Origin of the sequence: Streptomyces sp. HNM0645 (assembly GCF_030056615.1) — a bacterium.
Taxonomy (GTDB): Bacteria; Actinomycetota; Actinomycetes; order Streptomycetales; family Streptomycetaceae; genus Streptomyces; species Streptomyces marianii.
Genome location: NZ_JASHLT010000010.1, coordinates 99,862 through 118,930, shown reverse-complemented (window position 1 = coordinate 118,930; position 19,069 = coordinate 99,862). Strand labels below are relative to the sequence as shown.

16 protein-coding genes and 1 riboswitch are annotated in these 19,069 nt (G+C 72.9%); of the genes, 7 read left to right on the top strand and 9 right to left on the bottom strand.

The annotated features are described in order from the left end of the window. Positions 1-131 precede the first annotated feature (131 nt). On the bottom strand, positions 132-821 hold the full coding sequence (locus QMZ92_RS08795; RefSeq protein ID WP_283296668.1) for a class F sortase: 690 nt from the start codon (positions 819-821) through the stop codon (positions 132-134). A gap of 133 nt (positions 822-954) precedes the next feature. Further along, a complete protein-coding gene (locus QMZ92_RS08790) occupies positions 955-2,406 on the bottom strand; it encodes a hypothetical protein (RefSeq protein ID WP_283296667.1) in 1,452 nt (483 codons plus the stop codon). 433 nt (positions 2,407-2,839) lie between these two features. On the opposite strand from QMZ92_RS08790, the gene QMZ92_RS08785 reads away from it, so the two are divergent. From QMZ92_RS08785 to QMZ92_RS08775, 3 genes are all read left to right on the top strand, one after another. Next, positions 2,840-3,121 (top strand): hypothetical protein, encoded by a 282-nt coding sequence (locus QMZ92_RS08785; RefSeq protein ID WP_283296666.1) that lies wholly within the window; start codon positions 2,840-2,842, stop codon positions 3,119-3,121. Positions 3,122-3,428: 307 nt separating this feature from the next. After that, positions 3,429-4,028 (top strand): ECF RNA polymerase sigma factor SigK, encoded by a 600-nt coding sequence (gene sigK / locus QMZ92_RS08780; RefSeq protein WP_283296665.1) that lies wholly within the window; start codon positions 3,429-3,431, stop codon positions 4,026-4,028. Beyond that, entirely contained in the window at positions 4,025-4,849 is an 825-nt protein-coding gene (locus tag QMZ92_RS08775) for an anti-sigma factor (protein ID WP_283296664.1), read from the top strand. The genes sigK and QMZ92_RS08775 overlap by 4 nt, the downstream gene beginning before the upstream one ends. 259 nt (positions 4,850-5,108) lie before the next feature. On the opposite strand, the gene QMZ92_RS08770 is transcribed toward QMZ92_RS08775, so the two are convergent. Continuing rightward, on the bottom strand, positions 5,109-6,410 hold the full coding sequence (locus QMZ92_RS08770; protein WP_283296663.1) for a cytochrome P450 family protein: 1,302 nt from the start codon (positions 6,408-6,410) through the stop codon (positions 5,109-5,111). Positions 6,411-6,517: 107 nt separating this feature from the next. Between QMZ92_RS08770 and QMZ92_RS08765 the strand changes: the two genes are divergently transcribed. Beyond that, on the top strand, positions 6,518-7,750 hold the full coding sequence (locus QMZ92_RS08765; protein WP_283296662.1) for an FAD-dependent oxidoreductase: 1,233 nt from the start codon (positions 6,518-6,520) through the stop codon (positions 7,748-7,750). A gap of 320 nt (positions 7,751-8,070) precedes the next feature. Here QMZ92_RS08765 and QMZ92_RS08760 read toward each other — a convergent pair whose 3' ends face one another. The 3 genes from QMZ92_RS08760 to xylB form a co-directional block, all read right to left on the bottom strand. After that, on the bottom strand, positions 8,071-9,744 hold the full coding sequence (locus QMZ92_RS08760; RefSeq protein ID WP_283296661.1) for an acyl-CoA dehydrogenase family protein: 1,674 nt from the start codon (positions 9,742-9,744) through the stop codon (positions 8,071-8,073). Continuing rightward, positions 9,741-10,385 carry a TetR/AcrR family transcriptional regulator gene (locus tag QMZ92_RS08755; RefSeq protein ID WP_283296660.1) on the bottom strand — a complete coding sequence of 215 codons (645 nt, stop codon included), beginning with the start codon at positions 10,383-10,385 and terminating at the stop codon, positions 9,741-9,743. The genes QMZ92_RS08760 and QMZ92_RS08755 overlap by 4 nt, the downstream gene beginning before the upstream one ends. A 317-nt stretch (positions 10,386-10,702) precedes the next feature. Then, positions 10,703-12,211 carry a xylulokinase gene (xylB, locus tag QMZ92_RS08750; protein WP_283296659.1) on the bottom strand — a complete coding sequence of 503 codons (1,509 nt, stop codon included), beginning with the start codon at positions 12,209-12,211 and terminating at the stop codon, positions 10,703-10,705. 194 nt (positions 12,212-12,405) lie between these two features. On the opposite strand from xylB, the gene xylA reads away from it, so the two are divergent. Both xylA and QMZ92_RS08740 read left to right on the top strand, forming a co-directional pair. Next, positions 12,406-13,575, top strand: a complete 1,170-nt coding sequence (gene xylA / locus QMZ92_RS08745) for a xylose isomerase (RefSeq protein WP_283296658.1) — start codon at positions 12,406-12,408, stop codon at positions 13,573-13,575. An 86-nt stretch (positions 13,576-13,661) separates the two neighbouring features. Next, positions 13,662-14,960, top strand: a complete 1,299-nt coding sequence (locus tag QMZ92_RS08740; RefSeq protein WP_283296657.1) for an ROK family transcriptional regulator — start codon at positions 13,662-13,664, stop codon at positions 14,958-14,960. A gap of 304 nt (positions 14,961-15,264) precedes the next feature. Here the strand turns inward: QMZ92_RS08740 and QMZ92_RS08735 are convergent, their stop codons facing one another. From QMZ92_RS08735 to QMZ92_RS08725, 3 genes are all read right to left on the bottom strand, one after another. After that, a complete protein-coding gene (locus QMZ92_RS08735) occupies positions 15,265-16,860 on the bottom strand; it encodes a SulP family inorganic anion transporter (RefSeq protein ID WP_283296656.1) in 1,596 nt (531 codons plus the stop codon). 109 nt (positions 16,861-16,969) lie between these two features. Beyond that, entirely contained in the window at positions 16,970-17,572 is a 603-nt protein-coding gene (locus QMZ92_RS08730) for a carbonic anhydrase (protein ID WP_283296655.1), read from the bottom strand. Between the two features lie 180 nt (positions 17,573-17,752). Further along, complete coding sequence (locus tag QMZ92_RS08725; protein WP_283296654.1) at positions 17,753-18,151, bottom strand: hypothetical protein; 399 nt, start codon at positions 18,149-18,151, stop codon at positions 17,753-17,755. 242 nt (positions 18,152-18,393) lie between these two features. Next, positions 18,394-18,576: riboswitch (cobalamin riboswitch) on the top strand. Positions 18,577-18,620: 44 nt separating this feature from the next. On the opposite strand from QMZ92_RS08725, the gene QMZ92_RS08720 reads away from it, so the two are divergent. Continuing rightward, on the top strand, positions 18,621-19,010 hold the full coding sequence (locus QMZ92_RS08720; protein WP_283296653.1) for a (2Fe-2S) ferredoxin domain-containing protein: 390 nt from the start codon (positions 18,621-18,623) through the stop codon (positions 19,008-19,010). Positions 19,011-19,069: the final 59 nt, after the last annotated feature.

Genomic DNA, 19,069 nt, shown 5'->3' with positions numbered 1-19,069 from the left:
GTGTTGCGGGAGGAACCCCGGAGGGAATCCGGGACCGGCCCCGGAGTGGCGAGCGGGGAACGACCGCCGTCATCGGCGCCGGGTCACCTCGCCGGTGCCGGCCCGTCCCGTCCCGGACCGCTCCCGGTGGTTCAGCCGTTCCTGACGGAGTCGAGATGGGCGAACACGACGACGTTGTCCTTGTAGTCCTTGGTCTTCTTGTCATAGAGACCGCCGCAGGTGATCAGACGCAGCTGAGCGGTCGGCGCGTCGTTGTAGACCCGTGCGCTGGGGAAGGCGGCCTTGCTGAAGGTCTCCACCGTGTCGACCTTGAACGTGGCCACCTTGCGGTCCTGGCGGGTGATGTCGATCTTGTTGCCGGGCTTGAGCGCGCTGAGCGACTCGAACACCGCGGGCCCCGTCATGGTGTCCAGGTGACCCGCGAGGATGGACGTGCCCTTCTCGCCCGGGGTGGCGCCCTTCCCGTACCAGCCCACCAGGTTCTTGTCGTTGGGCGGCGGCGCGTTCAACTGCCCGGCCTTGTTGAGGGTCAGCACGGTGAAGGGGGCGCTGACCGAGATGGCCGGGATGGCGATACGGGTCGGGACGGAGCGCGGCAGCGGCGGGTGGACGGGAGCGGCCTTCGGTGGGCTGACGGGCGCGGGTGCGGGCGACGCGGGGCGGGCCTGAGGGGTGTTTGCCGTCTGGCCGCCGAGCGAGTTGTAGCAGAGCAGTCCGCCCATCGCGGCCGCCAGCACCGGCCACAGGAGGGTCTGGCCGAGGGAGCGGGACGACGCGGGCTCGGGGGGCGTCTGCGAGCCGAGCGGTTGCCTGGCGTTCATGCGAGAGGCCTTTCGTGTGCCGGGACGCGGCGGGGAGATCCGGATCGGGGCTGGGAAACGCATCGCCGCGGCCGCCGTCCGGAGAGGACGGCGGCCGCGACAGCGCAGCGAGCTGCAGGTGATGCGACCTCGATCAGGCCGAGGTACCGGTCACGCCACGACGGCGCAGCTTCCAGGCGCCGGCACCGATGCCGCCGAGCATGAGCAGCGAACCGGCAGCCAGGCTGCCGTTGTTCATCGCGAGGCCGCCGCCTCCGGCGTCGACGCCACCGTTCGGGTCGTCGTCGTCATCGTCGTCGTCATCGTCGTCGTCGTAGTCGTGGTCGTCGCCCTTGTCGTGGTCCTTGTGCTTCCACTTCTTGTCGTGGTCGTCCTTGCCGTAGTCCTTCTTCTCGTCGTCCTTCTTCCCGTAGTCCTTCTTCTCGTCGTCCTTCTTGCCGTACTCGTCCTTCTTCGAGCCCTCTTCCTGCTTGGACCCGTTGTCGTCCTTCTTCGAGCCCTCTTCCTGCTTGGACCCGTTGTCGTCCTTCTTCGAGCCCTCTTCCTGCTTGGACCCGTTCTCTTCCTGCTTCGAGCCCTGGCCCCACTCGTCGTTCATGACGGATGCGAGGAAACCGCCGCCGGCGTCGACGCCGCCCTTGGGCCCGTCGTCATCGTCGTCGTCGTCATCGTCGTCATCGTCGTCGTAGTCGTGGTCGTCCTTGTCCCACTTCTTGTGGTGGTCCTTCTTGTCCCACTTCTTGTCGTGGTCGCCCTTGTCGTGGTCGCCCTTGTCGTGGTCGTCCTTCTTGTCGTCGTCCTCGGCCACGGCCCGGCTCAGGAAGCCGCCGCCGGCGTCGACGCTGCCCTTGGGCCCGTCGTCATCGTCGTCGTCGTCATCGTCGTCATCGTCGTCGTAGTCGTGGTCGTCCTTGTCCCACTTCTTGTGGTGGTCCTTCTTGTCCCACTTCTTGTCGTGGTCGCCCTTGTCGTGGTCGCCCTTGTCGTGGTCGTCCTTCTTGTCGTCGTCCTCGGCCACGGCCCGGCTCAGGAAGCCGCCGCCGGCGTCGACGCTGCCCTTGGGCCCGTCGTCATCGTCGTCGTCGTCATCGTCGTCATCGTCGTCGTAGTCGTGGTCGTCCTTGTCCCACTTCTTGTGGTGGTCCTTCTTGTCCCACTTCTTGTCGTGGTCGCCCTTGTCGTGGTCGCCCTTGTCGTGGTCGTCCTTCTTGTCGTCGTCCTCGGCCACGGCCCGGCTCAGGAAGCCGCCGCCGGCGTCGACGCTGCCCTTGGGCCCGTCGTCATCGTCGTCGTCGTCATCGTCGTCATCGTCGTCGTAGTCGTGGTCGTCCTTGTCCCACTTCTTGTGGTGGTCCTTCTTGTCCCACTGCTTGTGGTGGTCCTTCTTGTCCCACTTCTTGTCGTGGTCGCCCTTGCCGTGGTCGTCCTTCTTGTCGTCGTCCTTCTTGCCCTCGTGGTTGCTGGACGAAGAACCGTTGTCGTGGCCCCAGTCCTCGGCCAGAGTCATCGCGTAAGCGGTAGGTGCGGCAATCGTCAGGACCGCGGTAATGGCGGCCGAGGCGCACAGGGTGCGGGCAGAGCGCATGAGATCCCATTCCTTTCGCCGCGACTGCGAGGGCTGACACATCGTCGGCTCATCGGATCGCAGCAGCGACGAATTCACCGTCAGACGGATTGCGGCTTCGCACCAGCCGAGAACGTCGCATTCGAGGTACACCGTCCGCTCTTCGGGTGGCGACACGCCGACTATTCACCCTTTGGGCGGCAGCCAGCCGATAGGCGCCTTCGCGGCGCTCTCCGAACCCTTCGGGACGCGGCTCGCGCAGAACGGCCGGAGTGGCCGCCCGGTGCCGCGAATTCCGTCTTCTTCGCTTCGGGCGCCTATCCGAAGACGGCTCGGCTTCGAACTACTCGTGTCACGTACGCACGGCAGCGACGCCGAGCGGGTTCCGTGTCCGGCGGTCCGGACGGTCCCCCGACGGGGACATCCGGAAGGCCCCGGGAGAAAGGTGGGTCAGATGGGCGTTTCCCTCCGGGTGCGCCGTCTCGCGGCGGCTGCGGCGGCCACGGGTGTGTTCGTCGGCGGGTTGGCCGCGGCGTCCTCGGGCACCGCGGTGGCCTCGTCCGAGCCCACCGCCCCCGCGCGGGTCTCCCACCTCGCGGCCGACTCCGGTGGCCCGGACTGGGACCGCTGCGAATGGCGCAAGGGCCACTGGAAGCAGAAGTGGGTCAAGGACCACTGGGAGGACGAGTGGGTCCGGGGGCGCTGGGACTGCCGCGACGGCGGCGACCGCGGCTGACCGGCCGCGACCGCTGGCCGGTCCGACGCATGGCGGGCGACCCCCGAATGAGGGCTCGTGACCGCCGGCCGAGGGCGTGTGGACGCGTCAGGGGGCGGGTGGCCGCTGAACGAGGACGTGTGTGAGTGACGAACAGAGAACCGGGCAGGTGGCGGATGAGAGGTGAACGGTGGACGTGACATGTCGCCGGACACCTCCGGTCTCCCCTCGCAGCTCCAGGCGTGCGGCCCCTTCCGATCGGTGGTGGCATGGTGACGAACGAGCCTGTACGGCACCCCTGGTGCCCACGAGCAGCGAGGGGGCGCGAGTGTCGCCACCTGATGCGGATCCCGACGCCGCCGAACAACTGGCCAAGCTCGGACTGGACGAGCTCATGGTCCTGGTGGGGCGCGGCGACCAGGGCGCGTTCGTACCCGTCTACGAGGCGGTCAGCGGCCCCGTACTGGGCCTCGTCCGCAGGGTCCTGAGAGATCCGGCCCAGTCCGAGGAGGTGACCCAGGACGTGCTCGTGGAGGTGTGGCGCACGGCCGGCCGGTTCCGGCCCGAGCAGGGCAGCGCCCTGACCTGGGTCCTGACGCTGGCCCACCGGCGTGCGGTGGACCGGGTCCGGTCGTCACAGGCCAGGGTCGAGCGGGAGCGCAGAGTGGCTCTGCTGGAGTCCGTGCCGCCGTTCGACGACGTGGTCGAGCAGGTCGAGACCGGCCTGGAGCAGCAGCAGGTCCGGCGCTGTCTGCAGTCGCTGACCGAGCTCCAGCGGGAGTCGGTCGTCCTGGCGTACTACCACGGGCTCACCTACCGGGAGGTGGCCGAGTACCTGTCCCAGCCGCTGGGCACGGTGAAGGCCCGGATGCGTGACGGGCTGATGCGATTGCGTGACTGTCTGTACGAGGGTGAGGTGCGGCCATGAGCGAGGTCCGGGACAGGAACGGCGACGAGCTGCACTCCGCTGCCGGCGCCTACGTGCTGCACGCGCTGCCCGAGGACGAGCGGAGGGCCTTCGAGGAGCACCTCGCGTCCTGCGCGGACTGCGCGCGCGAGGCCGCGGAACTCTCGGACTCGGCGGCACGCCTCGCCCAGCCGGTCACGGCCGAGCCTCCGGAGCACCTGCGGCGCAGGGTGCTGGAGCGGATCGCCGTCACCTCCCAGGCCCCGTACGCTCCCCGCGTCCCGCGTGAACAGCCCGCGGGGGAGGTTTCGCACGCCCGGCCCGCCGTCGGGGAGCCGGTTCCGTCCGGCACCGGGCGCTCTCCCGTCCCGCGGATCATGCAACTGGCCCTCGCGGCCTGCGCGGTGCTGGCCGTGGCGTTCGGTGGGGTCGCCACCTGGCAGTACCAGGCCGCCGAACAGGCGCGCTCCCAGCTGCACTGGGCCGAGGAGCGGTACGCGGGTGTGGCCGACGTGCTCGCCGCGCCGGATGTCGAGCTCCACACCCAGCAGCTTGCGGACGGCGGCACCGGCACCATCGCCGTCTCCCGGAGCCAGGACGCGGCGGTGTTCTTCGCGACGGGAGTTCCGCCGCTGCCCGTCGGGCAGACGTACGCCCTGTGGTTCAGCGAGGACGGCTCCTACCGGCCCGCCGGGCTGGTCAGCGGTGCCGAGGCTCAGGACATGCAGATGCTGAACGGCCCGGTCTCGGGAGCGACGGCGGTCGGTATCACCATCGAGCCGGTCGGAGGTTCGCTGCAGCCCACCAGCCCCCCGTTGGGGATGATCGACATCCCCGCCTGACGGCACCGCACTGACGGCCCGCCCCGGTCCGGCAGGTGGGGTGACGTGTGGGTGAGCGCGGCTCCGCCGGGCCGGACGCCGTGCGCGTCCGGCCCGGGCCCGGTATCGCCACCGGCTCTTCCGCGCATGGTGGAGCGGCGCGCCGCAGGGAGGCCCCGGGGCCTCCCTGACGAGCCACTCCGCGCAGCCTCGGTCGCGTGGGGCGCCCTGCCCGGGGTCGGCTGCCGTCAGCCCGTCAGCCCGTCAGCCCGTCAGCCCGTCAGCCCGTGCCGAACGGTGCGATCTCCCCCGGGGCGGACCCGGCGGCGTCCCGTCGTCCCGGGGTGGAGCCGGGGCGGTGCCCGTCCGTCGCCGTGAACGTGACCGGCAGCCGCGCCGGACCCCTCAGCCCGCCCGGCCTCCACTGCAGTTCCTCCGGCGGCACGGCCAGCGCCAGGTCGCGGAGGCGCCGCAGCACGGAGCCGATGGCGATCTGCCCCTCCAACCTGGCCAGCGGGGCCCCCAGGCAGTAGTGGACACCGTGCCCGAAGGCGAGGTGCGCGTTGTCGCGCCGGGTGATGTCCAGCCGGTCCGGTTCGGCGAACCGCGCCGGGTCGCGGTCGGCGATGGCCGAGGCGATCAGCACCGTCGCGCCCTTCGGGACGGTCACCCCGGCGATCTCCACGTCCTCGCGCGCGAACCTCGCGATTCCGGGGTTGACGGGCCCGTCGTACCGCAGGAACTCCTCGACGGCGCCGGGCAGCAGCTCCGGGGCGTCCCGCAGCAGCGCCATCTGGTCGGGATGGGCGAGCAGTGCCGCGATGCCGCTGCCGATCAGGTTGACCGTGGTGATGTACCCGGCGACGAGGAGCAGGAACGCCATGGCGATCAGCTCGTCCTCGTTCAGCCGCTGCTCCTCGTCGCGGGCGGTGATCAGGGCGCTCAGCAGGTCGTCACCCGGCCGGGACCGCTTGTCCGCGATGAGCCCGGTCAGATACGCGCGCATGCGCTGCCATGCCGAGTCCACCACGGCCGGGTCCGGCATCTCCGCCCGGCGCAGCAGCATGTCGTCGGTCCAGCGCTGGAACTCGTGCCGGTCGTCCAGTGGGACGCCCAGGAGTTCGCTGATGACGGTGACCGGGAGCGGCAGTGCGAAGTCCGCGACGAGTTCCGCCCGTCCGGCGGGCAGCAGCCCGTCGAGCAGCCGGTCGGTGATCTCCTGGATCCTGGGCCGCATCTCCGCCACCCGGCGCGCGGTGAACGCCTTCGAGACCAGTCGGCGCAGCCGGGTGTGGTCGGGTGGATCGGAGCGCAGCATGTTGCTCACCATCGACTCGCGCTCCGTCGAGGGCAGCTGCCGCATCAGCCGCGGGTCCGAGGCGTCGCGGACGTCGCTGCTCAGCCGGGAGTCCGACAGGGCCGCGAGGCCGTCCTCGTAGCGGGTGACCAGCCAGGCCTCCACGCCGCCCGCGATCACGGCCCGCCGCACCGGGCCCTCCTCGCGTAGCCGGCGGTAGAGCGGGAAGGGATCCGTGACGAAGTCGGGGTCGGCGTAGGGCAGAAGGACCGGCTGCTCGCTCATGTTGCCTCCCGGGAAGCGGCACGGCCGTCCGTGCCATGAGTGTCCAGCTTGAGGGTATATGTCCAATTGTTGCTGACCCCGGGATTCCGTCGAAGGGAGCGGTTCCCATGGAACGGACCACGTGCTGCGTGGTGGGTGGAGGGCCTGCGGGCATGGTTCTCGGCCTGCTGCTGGCCCGGGCCGGGGTGGACGTCGCCGTCCTGGAGAAGCACGGCGACTTCCTGCGCGACTTCCGTGGCGACACCGTGCACCCCTCCACCCTGGCGCTGCTGGACGATCTGGGGCTGGCCGAGCGGTTCGCCCGGCTGCCGCAGCGCCGGGTGACGACGGTGCAGCTGCCCATCGGACCGGACCGTTCGCTGATCACCGTCGGGGACATCGGCGCTCTCCGGGGCAAGTACAACTACATCGCGATGGTGCCCCAGTGGGACCTGCTCGACCTCCTCGTGGACGAGGCGGGCCGGGAACCCTCCTTCTCCGTCCGGATGAACACCGAGGCGACCTCCTTCCTCATGGAACGCGGGCGGGTGAACGGCGTCCGCTACCGCACCTCCGACGGCCGCACCGGCGAACTGCGGGCCACGCTCACCGTGGCGTGCGACGGCCGGGGCTCGATCGCGAGGACGCTGCCCGAACTCGGCCTGGAGAACTTCAACTGCCCGATGGACGCCTGGTGGTTCAGGCTCCCCCGGCACGAGGGCGACCCGAGCGGGCTGGTGGGCGGGGTCGGCGACCGGTTCTTCAGCGCACTCATCGACCGCGGCGACTACTGGCAGATCGCCGCGCTGATCCCCAAGGGCACCGACGCGCAGCGGCGTGCCGAGGGCCTGGACCGGTTCATGGCGCGGTTCACCTCCGCCGCGCCCTGGCTCTCGGACCGGACGCACGCGCTCACCTCGTGGGACGACGTGAAGCTGCTCGACGTACGGCTCGACCGGCTGCGGCGCTGGCACCGTCCGGGGCTGCTGTGCATCGGCGACGCCGCCCACGCCATGTCACCGGTCTTCGGCATCGGCATCAACCTCGCCGTCGAGGACGCGGTGGCCGCCGCACGCCATCTCGTCGGCCCTCTGGGCGAGGACCGGGTGCGCCTCGAGGACGTACGCGGCGTCCAGCGCCGCCGGTGGCCCACCACCGCGGGGACGCAGGCCCTCCAGCGCTTGGCGCACGCCAGGGTCATCGAGCCCCTGCTCGCCGGGCGGCCCGCCCTCGGCAACCCCCGGCTGGCCAAGCACCTGACCGAGCTGATCACCACCTCCCGCCGGCTCAATCGGCTCCCTGCGTACTTCCTCGCCTACGGTGCTCTGCGCGAAAGGCCGCCGGAGGAGTCGGTGCGGTGACGGCGGGCGGCGGCGTCGTTCGGACCGCGCGGCGCGGTTTCGCCTCGCGCCGGGCGGGCGATCCGGTACCGGCGCGGGGGGCCGGTGCCCCGGTCCACGTCTCGGTGCCGTGCCGCGCGCCGGTACCGGGCCGCCGCACCGCGCCGGTACCGGTCGTGCCGCGGTGCCGGGCCGACACCTCCGCGCCGGTGCCGCGCCGCCGGGCTGTGCTTCGCTGCCGGACCGACGCCGGCGGACCGGTGCCGTCGTGCCCGCACCGGTCCGCTCCGGCCGGTGGGGTCGTGCGGCGAGCCGCGCGCCGGGCGGGAGCCGCCGGTGCCTCAGAGCGTCGCGCCCGGTACCCGGGTGAGGATCGTGGCGAGGTCGGCGGTCGGCGGGAGGGTGCCGAAGGCGAAGCCCGTGTCGCCTGCCAGGCGGGAGGCGCAGAACGCGTCGGCCACGGCGGGCGGCGCGTGGCGGACGAGGAGGGAGCCCTGCAACACCAGGGCGAGGCGCTCGACGAGCCGCCGTGCGCGCAGTTCGGCGTCGGCGGTGAGCACCAGTTCGCCGCGCAGCGTCCGCCATGCCTCGTCAAGTCGCGCGTCCGCGCCCGCGGCCGCCTCGATCTCCGCCCGGAACGCCTCCAGGGACTCCGGCTCGCGGGCGAGCGCGCGGAGCACGTCGAGGGCGTTGACGTTGCCCGAGCCCTCCCAGATGCCGTTCAGCGGAGCCTCGCGGTACAGCCGCGGCATGCCGGACGCCTCGTCATAACCGTTGCCGCCGAGGCACTCCAGCGCCTCCGCGACCGCCGCGGGCTGCCGCTTGCAGACCCAGTACTTCCCGACGGCCGTGGCCAGCCGGAGGAAGGCCCGCTCCTGCGCGTCGCCGCGCTGCGCCCGGTCCGCCGCGCCCGCGACCCGGAGCGCGAGCGTCGTCGCGGCCTCCGACTCCAGCCCCAGGTCGGCGATCACGTTCCGCATGAGCGGCTGGTCGATCAGTTTGGCGCCGAAAACGGCCCGGTGGCGTACGTGGTGTGCGGCCTGCGCCAGCGCCGCACGGGTCCCCGACGCCGAGCCCAGGATGCAGTCGAGCCGCGTCATGGTCACCATGTCGATGATCGTCCGTACGCCCTGCCCCTCCCGACCGACCAGCCAGGCGACGGTGTCGTCGAACTCCGGCTCGCTGCTGGCGTTGCTGCGGTTGCCGAGCTTGTCCTTCAGCCGCTGGATGCGGAAGGTGTTGCGCGAGCCGTCCGGCAGCACCCGGGGGACCAGGAAGCAGGACAGCCCTCCCGGCGCCTGCGCCAGCACCAGGAACAGGTCGTTCATCGGAGCGCTGGTGAACCACTTGTGCCCCCGCAGCCGCCAGCTGCCGTCCGGTCGTGCGGTGGCCGTGGTGGTGTTGGCGCGCACGTCCGTGCCGCCCTGCTTCTCGGTCATGCCCATACCGGCGAGGAGTCCCCGCTTGCCGCCCGGCGCCCGCAGACCCGGGTCGTACACCCGGCTGGTGAGCAACGGCTCGTAGACGGCGGCGAGTTCGGGTGCCGACCGGAGAGCCGGCACGACGGCGTACGTCATGGACACCGGGCAGCCGTGGCCCTGTTCGGCCGAGCTCCACACCATGAAGCCCGCGGCACGGGCGACGTGTGCGCCCGGCCGGTCGTCCGCCCACGGCGCCCCGCCCAGGCCCTCGCGGATCGCCACGTCCATCAGCGAGTGGTACGAGGGATGGAAGTCGACCTCGTCGATCCGGTTGCCGTAGCGGTCGTGCGTGCGCAGTTCCGGCTCGTGGCGGTTGGCCTCCTCGGCCCAGCGCAGCACCTGCTCCGATCCCGCGAGTCTCCCGAGTCGGTGCAGGTCGTCGGCGTACCAGCCGGCACCCTCGCGCCGCAGTCCCTCCAGCAGTACGGGGTCCTCGGCGACGTCGTGACCGGTGAGCGGCGGCGGCTGGTTGGTCACCTCGTGCGTGCGGGCGGTGGGGTTGCTGAGCGGGGTCGCGTCCGTGGTCGCGGTCATGAAGGTCCTCCGTCGTCGTCGCGCCATGCCGCGGGCCGGGCGCCCGCACAGCGCAGGGACATCGCCACCAGTTCGTCCACCAGCCGGCCGGCCTCGGGCCCCTCCGCCGGAGCGGCGAGCGGGTCCACCAGCACCTCGCCGATCGCACCGGTCAGTGCGGCCGCGGTGATCTCCGGGTCCTGGCGGGGGAGCAGCCCGGCGTCGACGCCCTCCCGGACGACCTCGGCGAACACGGCGCGGTAGCGGCGCCGGAACTCCAGTCGCTCCCGGCCGACGGCCGGCTCGGCCGGTGCGGCGAGCAGCGCGTGCGCCAGTCCGCGCCGCTCCATGGCGCGGCGCGCGAAGACGCTGACACCGAGGGCCAGCCGCTCCACCGGGTCGCCGCTGCCCTCCCGGAGCACCTCGCCGAGGACGTCGACCTCGTGGCCCGAGGCCCGGCGGAACACCTCGACGGCCAGCGCCTGCTTGGAGGGGAAGTGCTGGTAGACGGAGCCGACCGACATGCCGGCGGCGGCGGCGACCGCGGTGACGGACGCGTTCGCCCATCCGGCCTCGGCGACCACGGACGTGGCGCGTTCGACCAGATGCTCCCTGGCGGCGGCCAGACGGTCCTCGACGGCGGGCGTCCTGCGGTACGGCATGGAAACAGTGAACCACTGTTCAGTGCTTCGTGCCAGACCTGCCGGACGGGGCCGGGGCGGGTGTGCTCCGCAGGCTGCCCGGCCGTGCCGTCCGGGCCGGCGGGACCCGCGCTCCTCGCCGGTCGCCGGGACGGTGGCCCGGCGACCGGCGACCGGGAAAACATCGAACGAGCGGGAGTGTCGGCCTCACTCGAAAGCCCCGTGAGGCCCGAAGTGGTCACCCGGCAGGCGGCTCCAGGTGCTCGGGCGGCGGGTTTCGACCGGCGTCTTCCGGCCGGGTGCGCCGCGGACGCCCGCCCGCGGCGCACCCGGGCCCTTCAGTCGCCCGCTCGCCCGGCCCGCGCCGTGACGTCCGCGAGCACGGCCTCGATCCGCCGCCACGCGGCCTCGTCCCTCGGGACGGCGGGCAGTTCGCGGCCGCGTCCCGTACCCCACGCCGTCGCGACGGCCACCGGGTCCCGCCCGTTCGCCGCGCCCGCTGCGAGCGCGGCGGCTCCCAGCGCGACGAGTTCCTCCGACTCCGGGATCAGTACGGCGCGGCCCGACAGGCGGCGCACGGTGTCGACCCAGAACCGTCCCCGCGCGCCGCCCCCGATCAGTCTCAGGGGCCGCTCGTGCGCGCCGGAGCCCTGCGGACCGCCGCTCGCCGCCCCGTCGCCGAGGGTGGTTTCGTCGAGGGGGAGCCGGTCGAGGGCGTGCAGCACCGTGAACACCGCGCCTTCGTAGGCCGCGCCCAGCAGTTGCCGCGGTGTGGTCGTGTGCCGCAGTCCGGTGAGCAGCCCCGAGGCGTGCGGGAGGTCGGGGGTGCGCTCGCCGTCGAGGTACGGCAGCAGTACCGCCTCGCCGCCCGGTTCGGCGTCCTCGCGGTCGAGCCCGAGCAGGGCGGCGACCTTGTCGACGGCGAGCGTGCAGTTGAGGGTGCAGGCGAGCGGCAGATGGCCGCCGTCGGTGGTGGCGAAGCCGGCCAGTGCGGGCGACGAGGGGCGGGTGCGGGTGGCGGCGAAGACCGTGCCGGAGGTGCCGAGGCTGACCACCGGGTGGTCGAGCAGCCCGGTGCCGCCGAGGCCCAGCCCGACGGCCGCCGCCATGTTGTCGCCCGTTCCCGCGGCGACGGCGATGCCCTCCGGCAGTCCCAGTGTCTCGGCCGCGGAGCGGGTCAGGGATCCGATCCGATCGGCGCCGCTCGCGGCGACGGTCGGCAGCAGCGCCGGATCGAGGCCGACGAGGCCGAGAAGTTCGGGGTCGTATGCGCCGGTGGCGACCGAGTACCAGCAGGTGCCGGAGGCATCGCCGGGGTCGGTCACGGCGGTGCCCGCGAGCCGCTCGGTGAGGAAGTCGTGGGGGAGCCGTACGGCGGCGGCGGCGTCGGCGGTCCGTGGTTCGTTCTCGCGCAGCCACTGCCACTTGGTCGCCGTCATGGAGGCGACGGGTGCCGAACCCGTGCGGGCCGCCCAGGCGTCCGCGCCCCCGAGGACGCGGGCAAGGGCGGCGGCCTGCGGGGCGGACCGGGTGTCGTTCCAGAGCAGTGCCGGACGCAGCGGGCGCCCCGCGGCGTCCAGGGCGACGAGTCCGTGCTGCTGTCCGGCGACCGCGATCGCCGTGACGGCGGAGGCCGGGGTCCCGGACGCGTCCAGGGCCGAGGCGACGGCCTCCCGGAGCGCCCGCCACCACACCTCGGGATCGGTCTCCCGCGCCCCGCCCTTGCCCGTGACGGTGTGCGGCGAGCGCCCTGCGGCGAGCAGACGGCCGGAGTCGGCGTCGATGACGACGGCCTTCGTGGACTGCGTGGAACTGTCCACGCCGATGACGACGGGCGATGACGGCACTGCGCACCTCACTGGCCAATTTTGACTGTCGTAAAAACAAAATATGTCGAGGCCGTCAGGAGACGTCAAGCCCTGTGCAACGGGGTAAGCGCGGCCTCCCGACCCATGGGGTGGGTCTTGGCAGAGGGCGAGCTCTGAGGTATTGGTTAGAGGGAAAACAAATTCCTGACAGTCGTCTCCCAAGGGGCAGCACCATGTCGGAGAAGTACGCTCCCACCGCGCAGGACAGGTTCACCTTCGGTCTGTGGACCGTCGGCTGGCAGGGTCGGGACCCCTTCGGCGGGGCGACCCGCCCGGCCCTCGACCCGGTCGAGTCCGTCGAGCGGCTGGCGGCGCTGGGCGCTTACGGCGTGACCTTCCACGACGACGACCTGATCCCCTTCGGCGCCGGTGACGCCGAGCGCGAGGCAGCCGTCAAGCGCTTCCGCTCCGCCCTGGAGCGCACGGGCCTGGCCGTGCCCATGGCGACCACCAACCTCTTCACGCACCCCGTGTTCAAGGACGGCGCCTTCACCGCCAACGACCGCGACGTCCGGCGCTTCGCACTCCGCAAGACGATCCGCAACATCGACCTCGCCGCCGAGCTGGGCGCCACCACCTATGTCGCCTGGGGCGGCCGGGAAGGCGCCGAGTCCGGCGCGGCGAAGGACGTGCGGGTCGCCCTGGACCGGATGAAGGAGGCGTTCGACCTGCTCGGCGAGTACGTCACCGAGCAGGGCTACGACCTGCGTTTCGCCATCGAGCCGAAGCCCAACGAGCCGCGCGGCGACATCCTGCTGCCCACCATCGGCCACGCCCTCGCCTTCATCGAGCGCCTGGAGCGCCCCGAGCTGGTCGGCGTCAACCCGGAGACCGGCCACGAGCAGATGGCCGGGCTCAACTTCCCGCACGGCATCGCCCAGGCGCTGTGGGCGGGCAAGCTCTTCCACATCGACCTGAACGGCCAGTCCGGAATCAAGTACGACCAGGACCTCCGCTTCGGCGCCGGCGATCTGCGCCAGGCGTTCTGGCTCGTCGACCTCCTGGAGACCGCCGGTTACGAGGGCCCCCGCCACTTCGACTTCAAGCCGGTGCGCACCGACGGCTTCGACGGGGTGTGGGAGTCGGCGAGGAACTGCATGCGGAACTACCTGATCCTCAGGGAGCGCGCCGCCGCCTTCCGCGCCGATCCCGAGGTCGGGCGGGCGCTGGCCGCGTCCCGGCTCGACGAACTCGCTCGGCCCACCGCAGCCGACGGTCTCCGGGGCCTGCTCGCCGACGCCTCCGCCTACGAGGAGTTCGACGTGCGGGCGGCGGCCGAGCGGTCCATGGCGTTCGAGCGTCTCGACCAGCTGGCGATGGAGCACCTGCTCGCCGTGCGGTGACGGCGGGATAGGTTTCCCTGTCGCCCTTTGACGAGCCGAAGTCCCCCGCCGGAACCACACGGCCGGGGCGGATGGGGAGCGTGAACGTGTCACAGAGCGCCGCGGGAGCGGCCGCCCGCGGCCCGGGCCGGGCACCGGCCGACCAGATGGCGGTCCGCCGGGCCAACCTCGTCCGCGTCCTCGGCGAGGTACGCTCGGCCGGTCCGCTGTCCCGGGCGGCCGTGGCCCGGCACACCGGGCTGACACGGGCCACGGTGTCCAGCCTCGTGGCGGAGCTGATCGAACGCGGGCTGCTCCGGGAGACGGACTTCCAGCAGGACGGGAGTGTCGGGCGTCCCGGGCGCCGTCTGGAGATCGACGGACGGGCGGTCGCCGCGCTGGGGCTGGAGGTCAACTCCCGCTATCTCGCGGCCTGGTCGACGGATCTCGCCGGCGGCACCCGGCAGGAGCGGCGCCTCGTCCACGACGCCACCCGTGAGGGCCCCGAGCGCACGATCCGCGCACTCGCCGGGATCGCGGCCGAACTGCTCGACGAGGCGCGGGCCGCGGGAGCGCACACGGCGGGCGTCGGCGTCGCCGTGCCCGGTCCGGTGGACGCCGCCGACGGTTCGGTGCGGGCCGCGCCGAATCTCGGCTGGCGGGACGTTCCCGTCGCCCGGCTGCTGCGCGATCTCCTCGGACTGCCGGCCGAGGTGCCCGTTGTCGTCGACAACGAGGCCAATCTGGCGGCACTGGCCGAACGCGGCCGCGCCGGCTCCCGCGCCGCCGATCTGGTGTACGTCACCGGCGAGGCGGGCATCGGCGCCGGCATCGTCGCGGACGGCGGGCTGCTGCGCGGTGCGGGCGGCTTCAGCGGCGAGCTGGGCCATCTGCAGGTGGACCCGGCGGGGGAGAGGTGCGCCTGCGGGCGAACCGGCTGTCTGGAGACCAAGGTCGGGCTCACCGCCGCGATCCGCACCGCCGCGCCGGATCTGGCGGCGGACGGGCCGGGGGGCGCGGGCGCCCTCGACCCCAAGGAGCTCGCGGCGGAGTTGCTGCGACGGGCCACCGAAGGGGACCCGCGGGCGCTGGGCGGGCTGGACGAGATCGGCCGCTGGCTCGGCATCGGCCTGGCCATCCCGGTCAATCTGCTCAACCCCGAGGTGATCGTGCTCGGCGGCTACTTCGCGACGGTCGCCCCGTACCTGCTGCCCGCCGCGATGCGGGAGCTGAGGGAGCGGGCCGTGGCCGGCGACCCCGCGGTCGCCCGGGTCACCGGATCCGCCCTGGGCTTCACCGCCGCGGTGCGCGGAGCCGCGGGCGTCGTCGTGGAGGAGGTCTTCGCCGACCCGGCCCGCCTGATGCCTCCTGCTGCCGGGGCGGCGGTTCCGGGCCCGCAGGGCTGATGCCGGGGACGGCGCCGGACCGGTCGGTGGGCGGCTCACCAGGAGGCAGGCGGCGGCGTCCGAACGCATGTGCGCCCGGACGTCGCACCGGTGCCCCGCGGGTCGGTCAGCCCCTGATCGGCCGGCTCGGCCGCCGGGTGCTCCGCCGGCGGCCCGTCTGCCCGGAGGTCCCGTAGCGGCCGGCCCGCAGGCGCCGGCCGCGCGGGCACGAAGCCCCGTGCCGGCAGCCGAAACGTCCGCGGTCCCGGGGGTGGTCCGTCCGGCGGGTGGCGAGTTCCCGGCACCGGACGAAACGTCAGGTCCGTTACAGCCGCGGCCCCTTGGGAGGACGTCCGGCCGAACTCCGGGCCGGCCCGCCCGCGCCGCCCGCCGTGCCGGCCGTATCCGGGCCCGCGGACGCTTCGGCTGCCGTACCGGCCGTATCCGGCCCGCCCAGGACCCCGGTATCCGCGTCCGGCCGGGAGATATGGGCGTTGCGCTCGTCGGCCCAGCTCTGCAGGGCGGTCATGCACGCGTGGTCCAGATGGCGCACCCCGGAGAGGTCGAGCTCCACTTGGCGCCGCGGCAGGGCGTCCAGGGTGTCCAGGATGCGGGGCAGCCGCAGGAACGTGGCGTTGCCGCTGAGCCGGACCCGGACCGGCCCGGTGCCGCTGTCGGACACGGAGATGTGGACGTGGGACATGGCCCAGGCCGTCTTGACGACGGCGAGGAGCAGACCGATGAGCACGCCCTCGAACATGTTCGTCGTCACGATCGCCGTCGCGGTGACGACCAGGATGACCGCCTCGCCGCGGTGGTCCCGCCACAGCGGCCCGATCTCCTTCACCGGGATCAGCTTCCACCCCGCGTGGATCAGGACGCCGGCGAGCGCGGCGGTCGGGACGTAGGAGAGCGCCTGCGGGAGGAAGGCCGCGAACAGCAGCAGCCACACGCCGTGGAGCACCCGGGAGAGCTTGGTGCGCGCACCGGCCCGGACGTTCGCGGAGCTGCGCACGATCACCGCGGTCATCGGCAGGGAGCCGAGCAGACCGCAGACGCTGTTGCCCGCACCCTGCGCCATCAGCTCCTTGTCGTAGTCGGTGCGGCGGCCCGAGTGGAGCCGGTCGACGGCGCTCGCGCTGAACAGGCTCTCGGCCGAGGCGATCAGCGCGAACGCCACGACCGTGGCCGCGAGTCCCACGTCGGCGAGCCGCGTGGCGTCGGACAGGCCGGGCGGCTGGATCGCGTGCAGCAGCCCCGTGACCTCGACCCGTGCGATGGGCAGGTCGAACAGGGCGGTCAGAGCGGTCGCGATGCCCACCGCGACCAGCGCTCCCGGCACCACCCGTGCCCGTCCCGGGACGCGCGGCCACACGGCGATGAGCCGCGCCGTTCCCACGCCCACGGCGAGGGCCAGAAGCGCGTTCTGCGAGGTGACGGTGGCGAGGACGAGCCGCGGCAGACCCGCGAGGTCGGCCAGTCCGCCACCCGGAGCCTTGGCGTCCGCCAGCGCGTAGAGCTGGCCGGCGATCAGGACCAGCCCGATACCGGCGAGCATGCCCTGGACGACGGCCAGGGAGATCGCGCGGAACCACCGGCCGAGCCGCAGGGCGCCGAGTACGAGCTGGATCAGCCCGGCGCCGAGCACGATCACGCCGAGGGCGGGCAGCCCGTAGTCGGACACCGCCGTGAAGACGAGGACGGTCAGTCCGGCGGCGGGGCCGCTGACCTGGAGGCTGCTGCCGGGCAGCAGCCCGGTGACCAGACCGCCGACGATGCCGGTGATGAGGCCGAGTTCGGCCGGGACGCCGGAGGCGACGGCCACGCCCACGCACAGCGGCAGGGCGACGAGGAAGACGACGAGGGAGGCGGTGACGTCGGCGCGGAGGGTGCGCCGTTGCTCTGCAGTGATCAGGGGCATGGCGTTCTTTCAGGAGGTGAGGAAGGAACGTCGTGGGCGTCCGGGCGGGAGCGGCGGGCGCCACGGTGCGTGCGGCCGCCGGCGCCGATGGCCGGGGTGTCGGCCCGGATCACAGGGGCCGGAAGGTGCGGCCGTCCGCCGCGCAGGCGAGGACCTCGCCGGACTCGACCGTGTAGAACCAGGCGTGCAGCCGCAGCCGGCCCGAGTCCAGCCGCCGGGCGACGCAGGGGTAGGTCCGCAGATGGCCGAGCTGGGTGAGGACGTGCCGCTGCACGGCGGGCGTCAGTTCCTCGTCGGTGGACGGCGCCGGCGTGTCGTGCCCGGTGCGGTGGCCCGCCCTGGTGAGCCAGCGCCGCACCAGCGGCATGCTCCGGACGTCCTGCTCCCGCAGCAGGCCCTTGACGGCGCCGCAGTGCGAGTGCCCGCACACGACGATGTCGGGCACCTCCAGGGCCTCCAGGGCGAACTCCAGGCTGCCCCCGACGGCGCAGGCCGCCTGCGGCCGCCAGGGAGGGACGATGTTCCCGGCGGTGCGGACCTCGAACACGTCGCCGGGCCGGGCGCCGGTGATCAGCGAGGGGATCACCCGGGAGTCGGAACAGGTGATGAACAACGCCTGGGGCCGCTGCCCCCGCGCGAGCGCCGCGTAGGCGTCCTGCTGGCCGGCGATCCGCGCGGGGAACTGCCGGGCGTGCTCGATGAGTGACTGCATGGTCGTACCTCGGTCTCTTCGATGCGGAGCGGGTCTGCCTGGTCGAAGAGGGGTGCGCCGCGGCGGCCCTGACGCCTCGTGACGACGGCGCCGGCCCGCACCGGACGTCCGTCCCGGCGCTCGCCGGGGCTGTGCCCTGGCGGCTCGGGGATGGGCGGTGTCCGGTGGCGCACCTGCCGGTCAGCAGCGGAACGACTGCAGGGTGCTCAGGGTCGGCGCCGGTACGGCGCCCGGGTTCCGGCTGTGTCTCGCGGTCCCGGCCGACGTGCCGCGCGGAGGGCCCGTCGTCTCGTTCGGGGCGCCGCCGCCGTGGCCCGTGTTCCCGTAGCCGGGGCCGGCGGGGCCCTGGGCGCCGAGAGGGGTCAGCCGCGAGGGATGGTTGCGCGGGTCGTACTCGTCGTGGTGGAGTCCGGCGCCGTCGGCGCGGACGACCACGGCCGCGGTGTGGGGGGTCCTGTTCTCGGTCGAGACGACGGCCGCCTCGGCCCGGGGCGCGTCGGGGGTGGCGCACAGTGGAGTCACCACGTGCAGCAGCACCGCGCAGATCAGCAGAATGCCCGCTGACACACGTGAGATCACCGCCGGACTCCTTGGATGTCAGTGCTGCGCCGGGCCGAACATTACCGTTCCTTTGCCTCGTTTTCCGGTTGATTACTGCGTCTTTTGCAGTATGTGGTGTTATCAGCCTGGTTCGCCCGGTGTTCGGGTGCCACCGGTGGGCGTCCGTTCGCGTTACGGCCGACGGCCCTTCGTGGTCCCGGCCGAGGGGCGTGACGGGCCGTCCGGGCCGCCGGATCCGGACGCGGCGTGGACACGGCGCGGGATTCTGCGATGATGTCCGCCGTAAAAGGCGACGGCGGAACGAGGAAGCCGGTGTGAATCCGGCGCGGTCCCGCCACTGTGATCGGCGAGCGGACCCCGAACGGACCACTGCCCGGATGCGGGTGGGAAGGCCGGGGCGAGCGGAGACCCGAGAGCCAGGAGACTCACGCGGTCGCCTCCTCGAGCTGACTGGGGCGGATTTCCCCGGAGAGGAGAGCTTGTCGTCGTGCCCAGGGGACCAGTGGACACCGGCCCGGTGCCGTGCCGGATCGTCGTGTGCCGGGACTGCTGCTGCGGCAGTCCCAAGGTGACCGGAGTCGACCACGCGCAGCAGACCGCGCGTCTCGCGGAACAGGCGCCGGTGCGGATCTCCGACTGCCTGGACGTGTGCGACCAGGCGAACGTCGTCGTCGTGCAGCCGTCGGCCGAGGGCCGGGCCGCGGGCGGGCGTCCGGTCTGGTTCGGACTGGTGAACGATCCGGCCGCGACCGAGGACGTGGCCGCGTGGGTACGCGCGGGCGGGCCGGGGCTCGCCGAGATGCCGGACATCCTCGGGCTGTACGCCTTCACCCCGCCACGGCGCGTCCGTTCCGGGCGGCTCCGTGACGCCGGCTGAGCCGGCGGGCCCCTCGCCTCACGAGCGCGCCCTGCTGACGTACGACCGCGTCAGGCGGC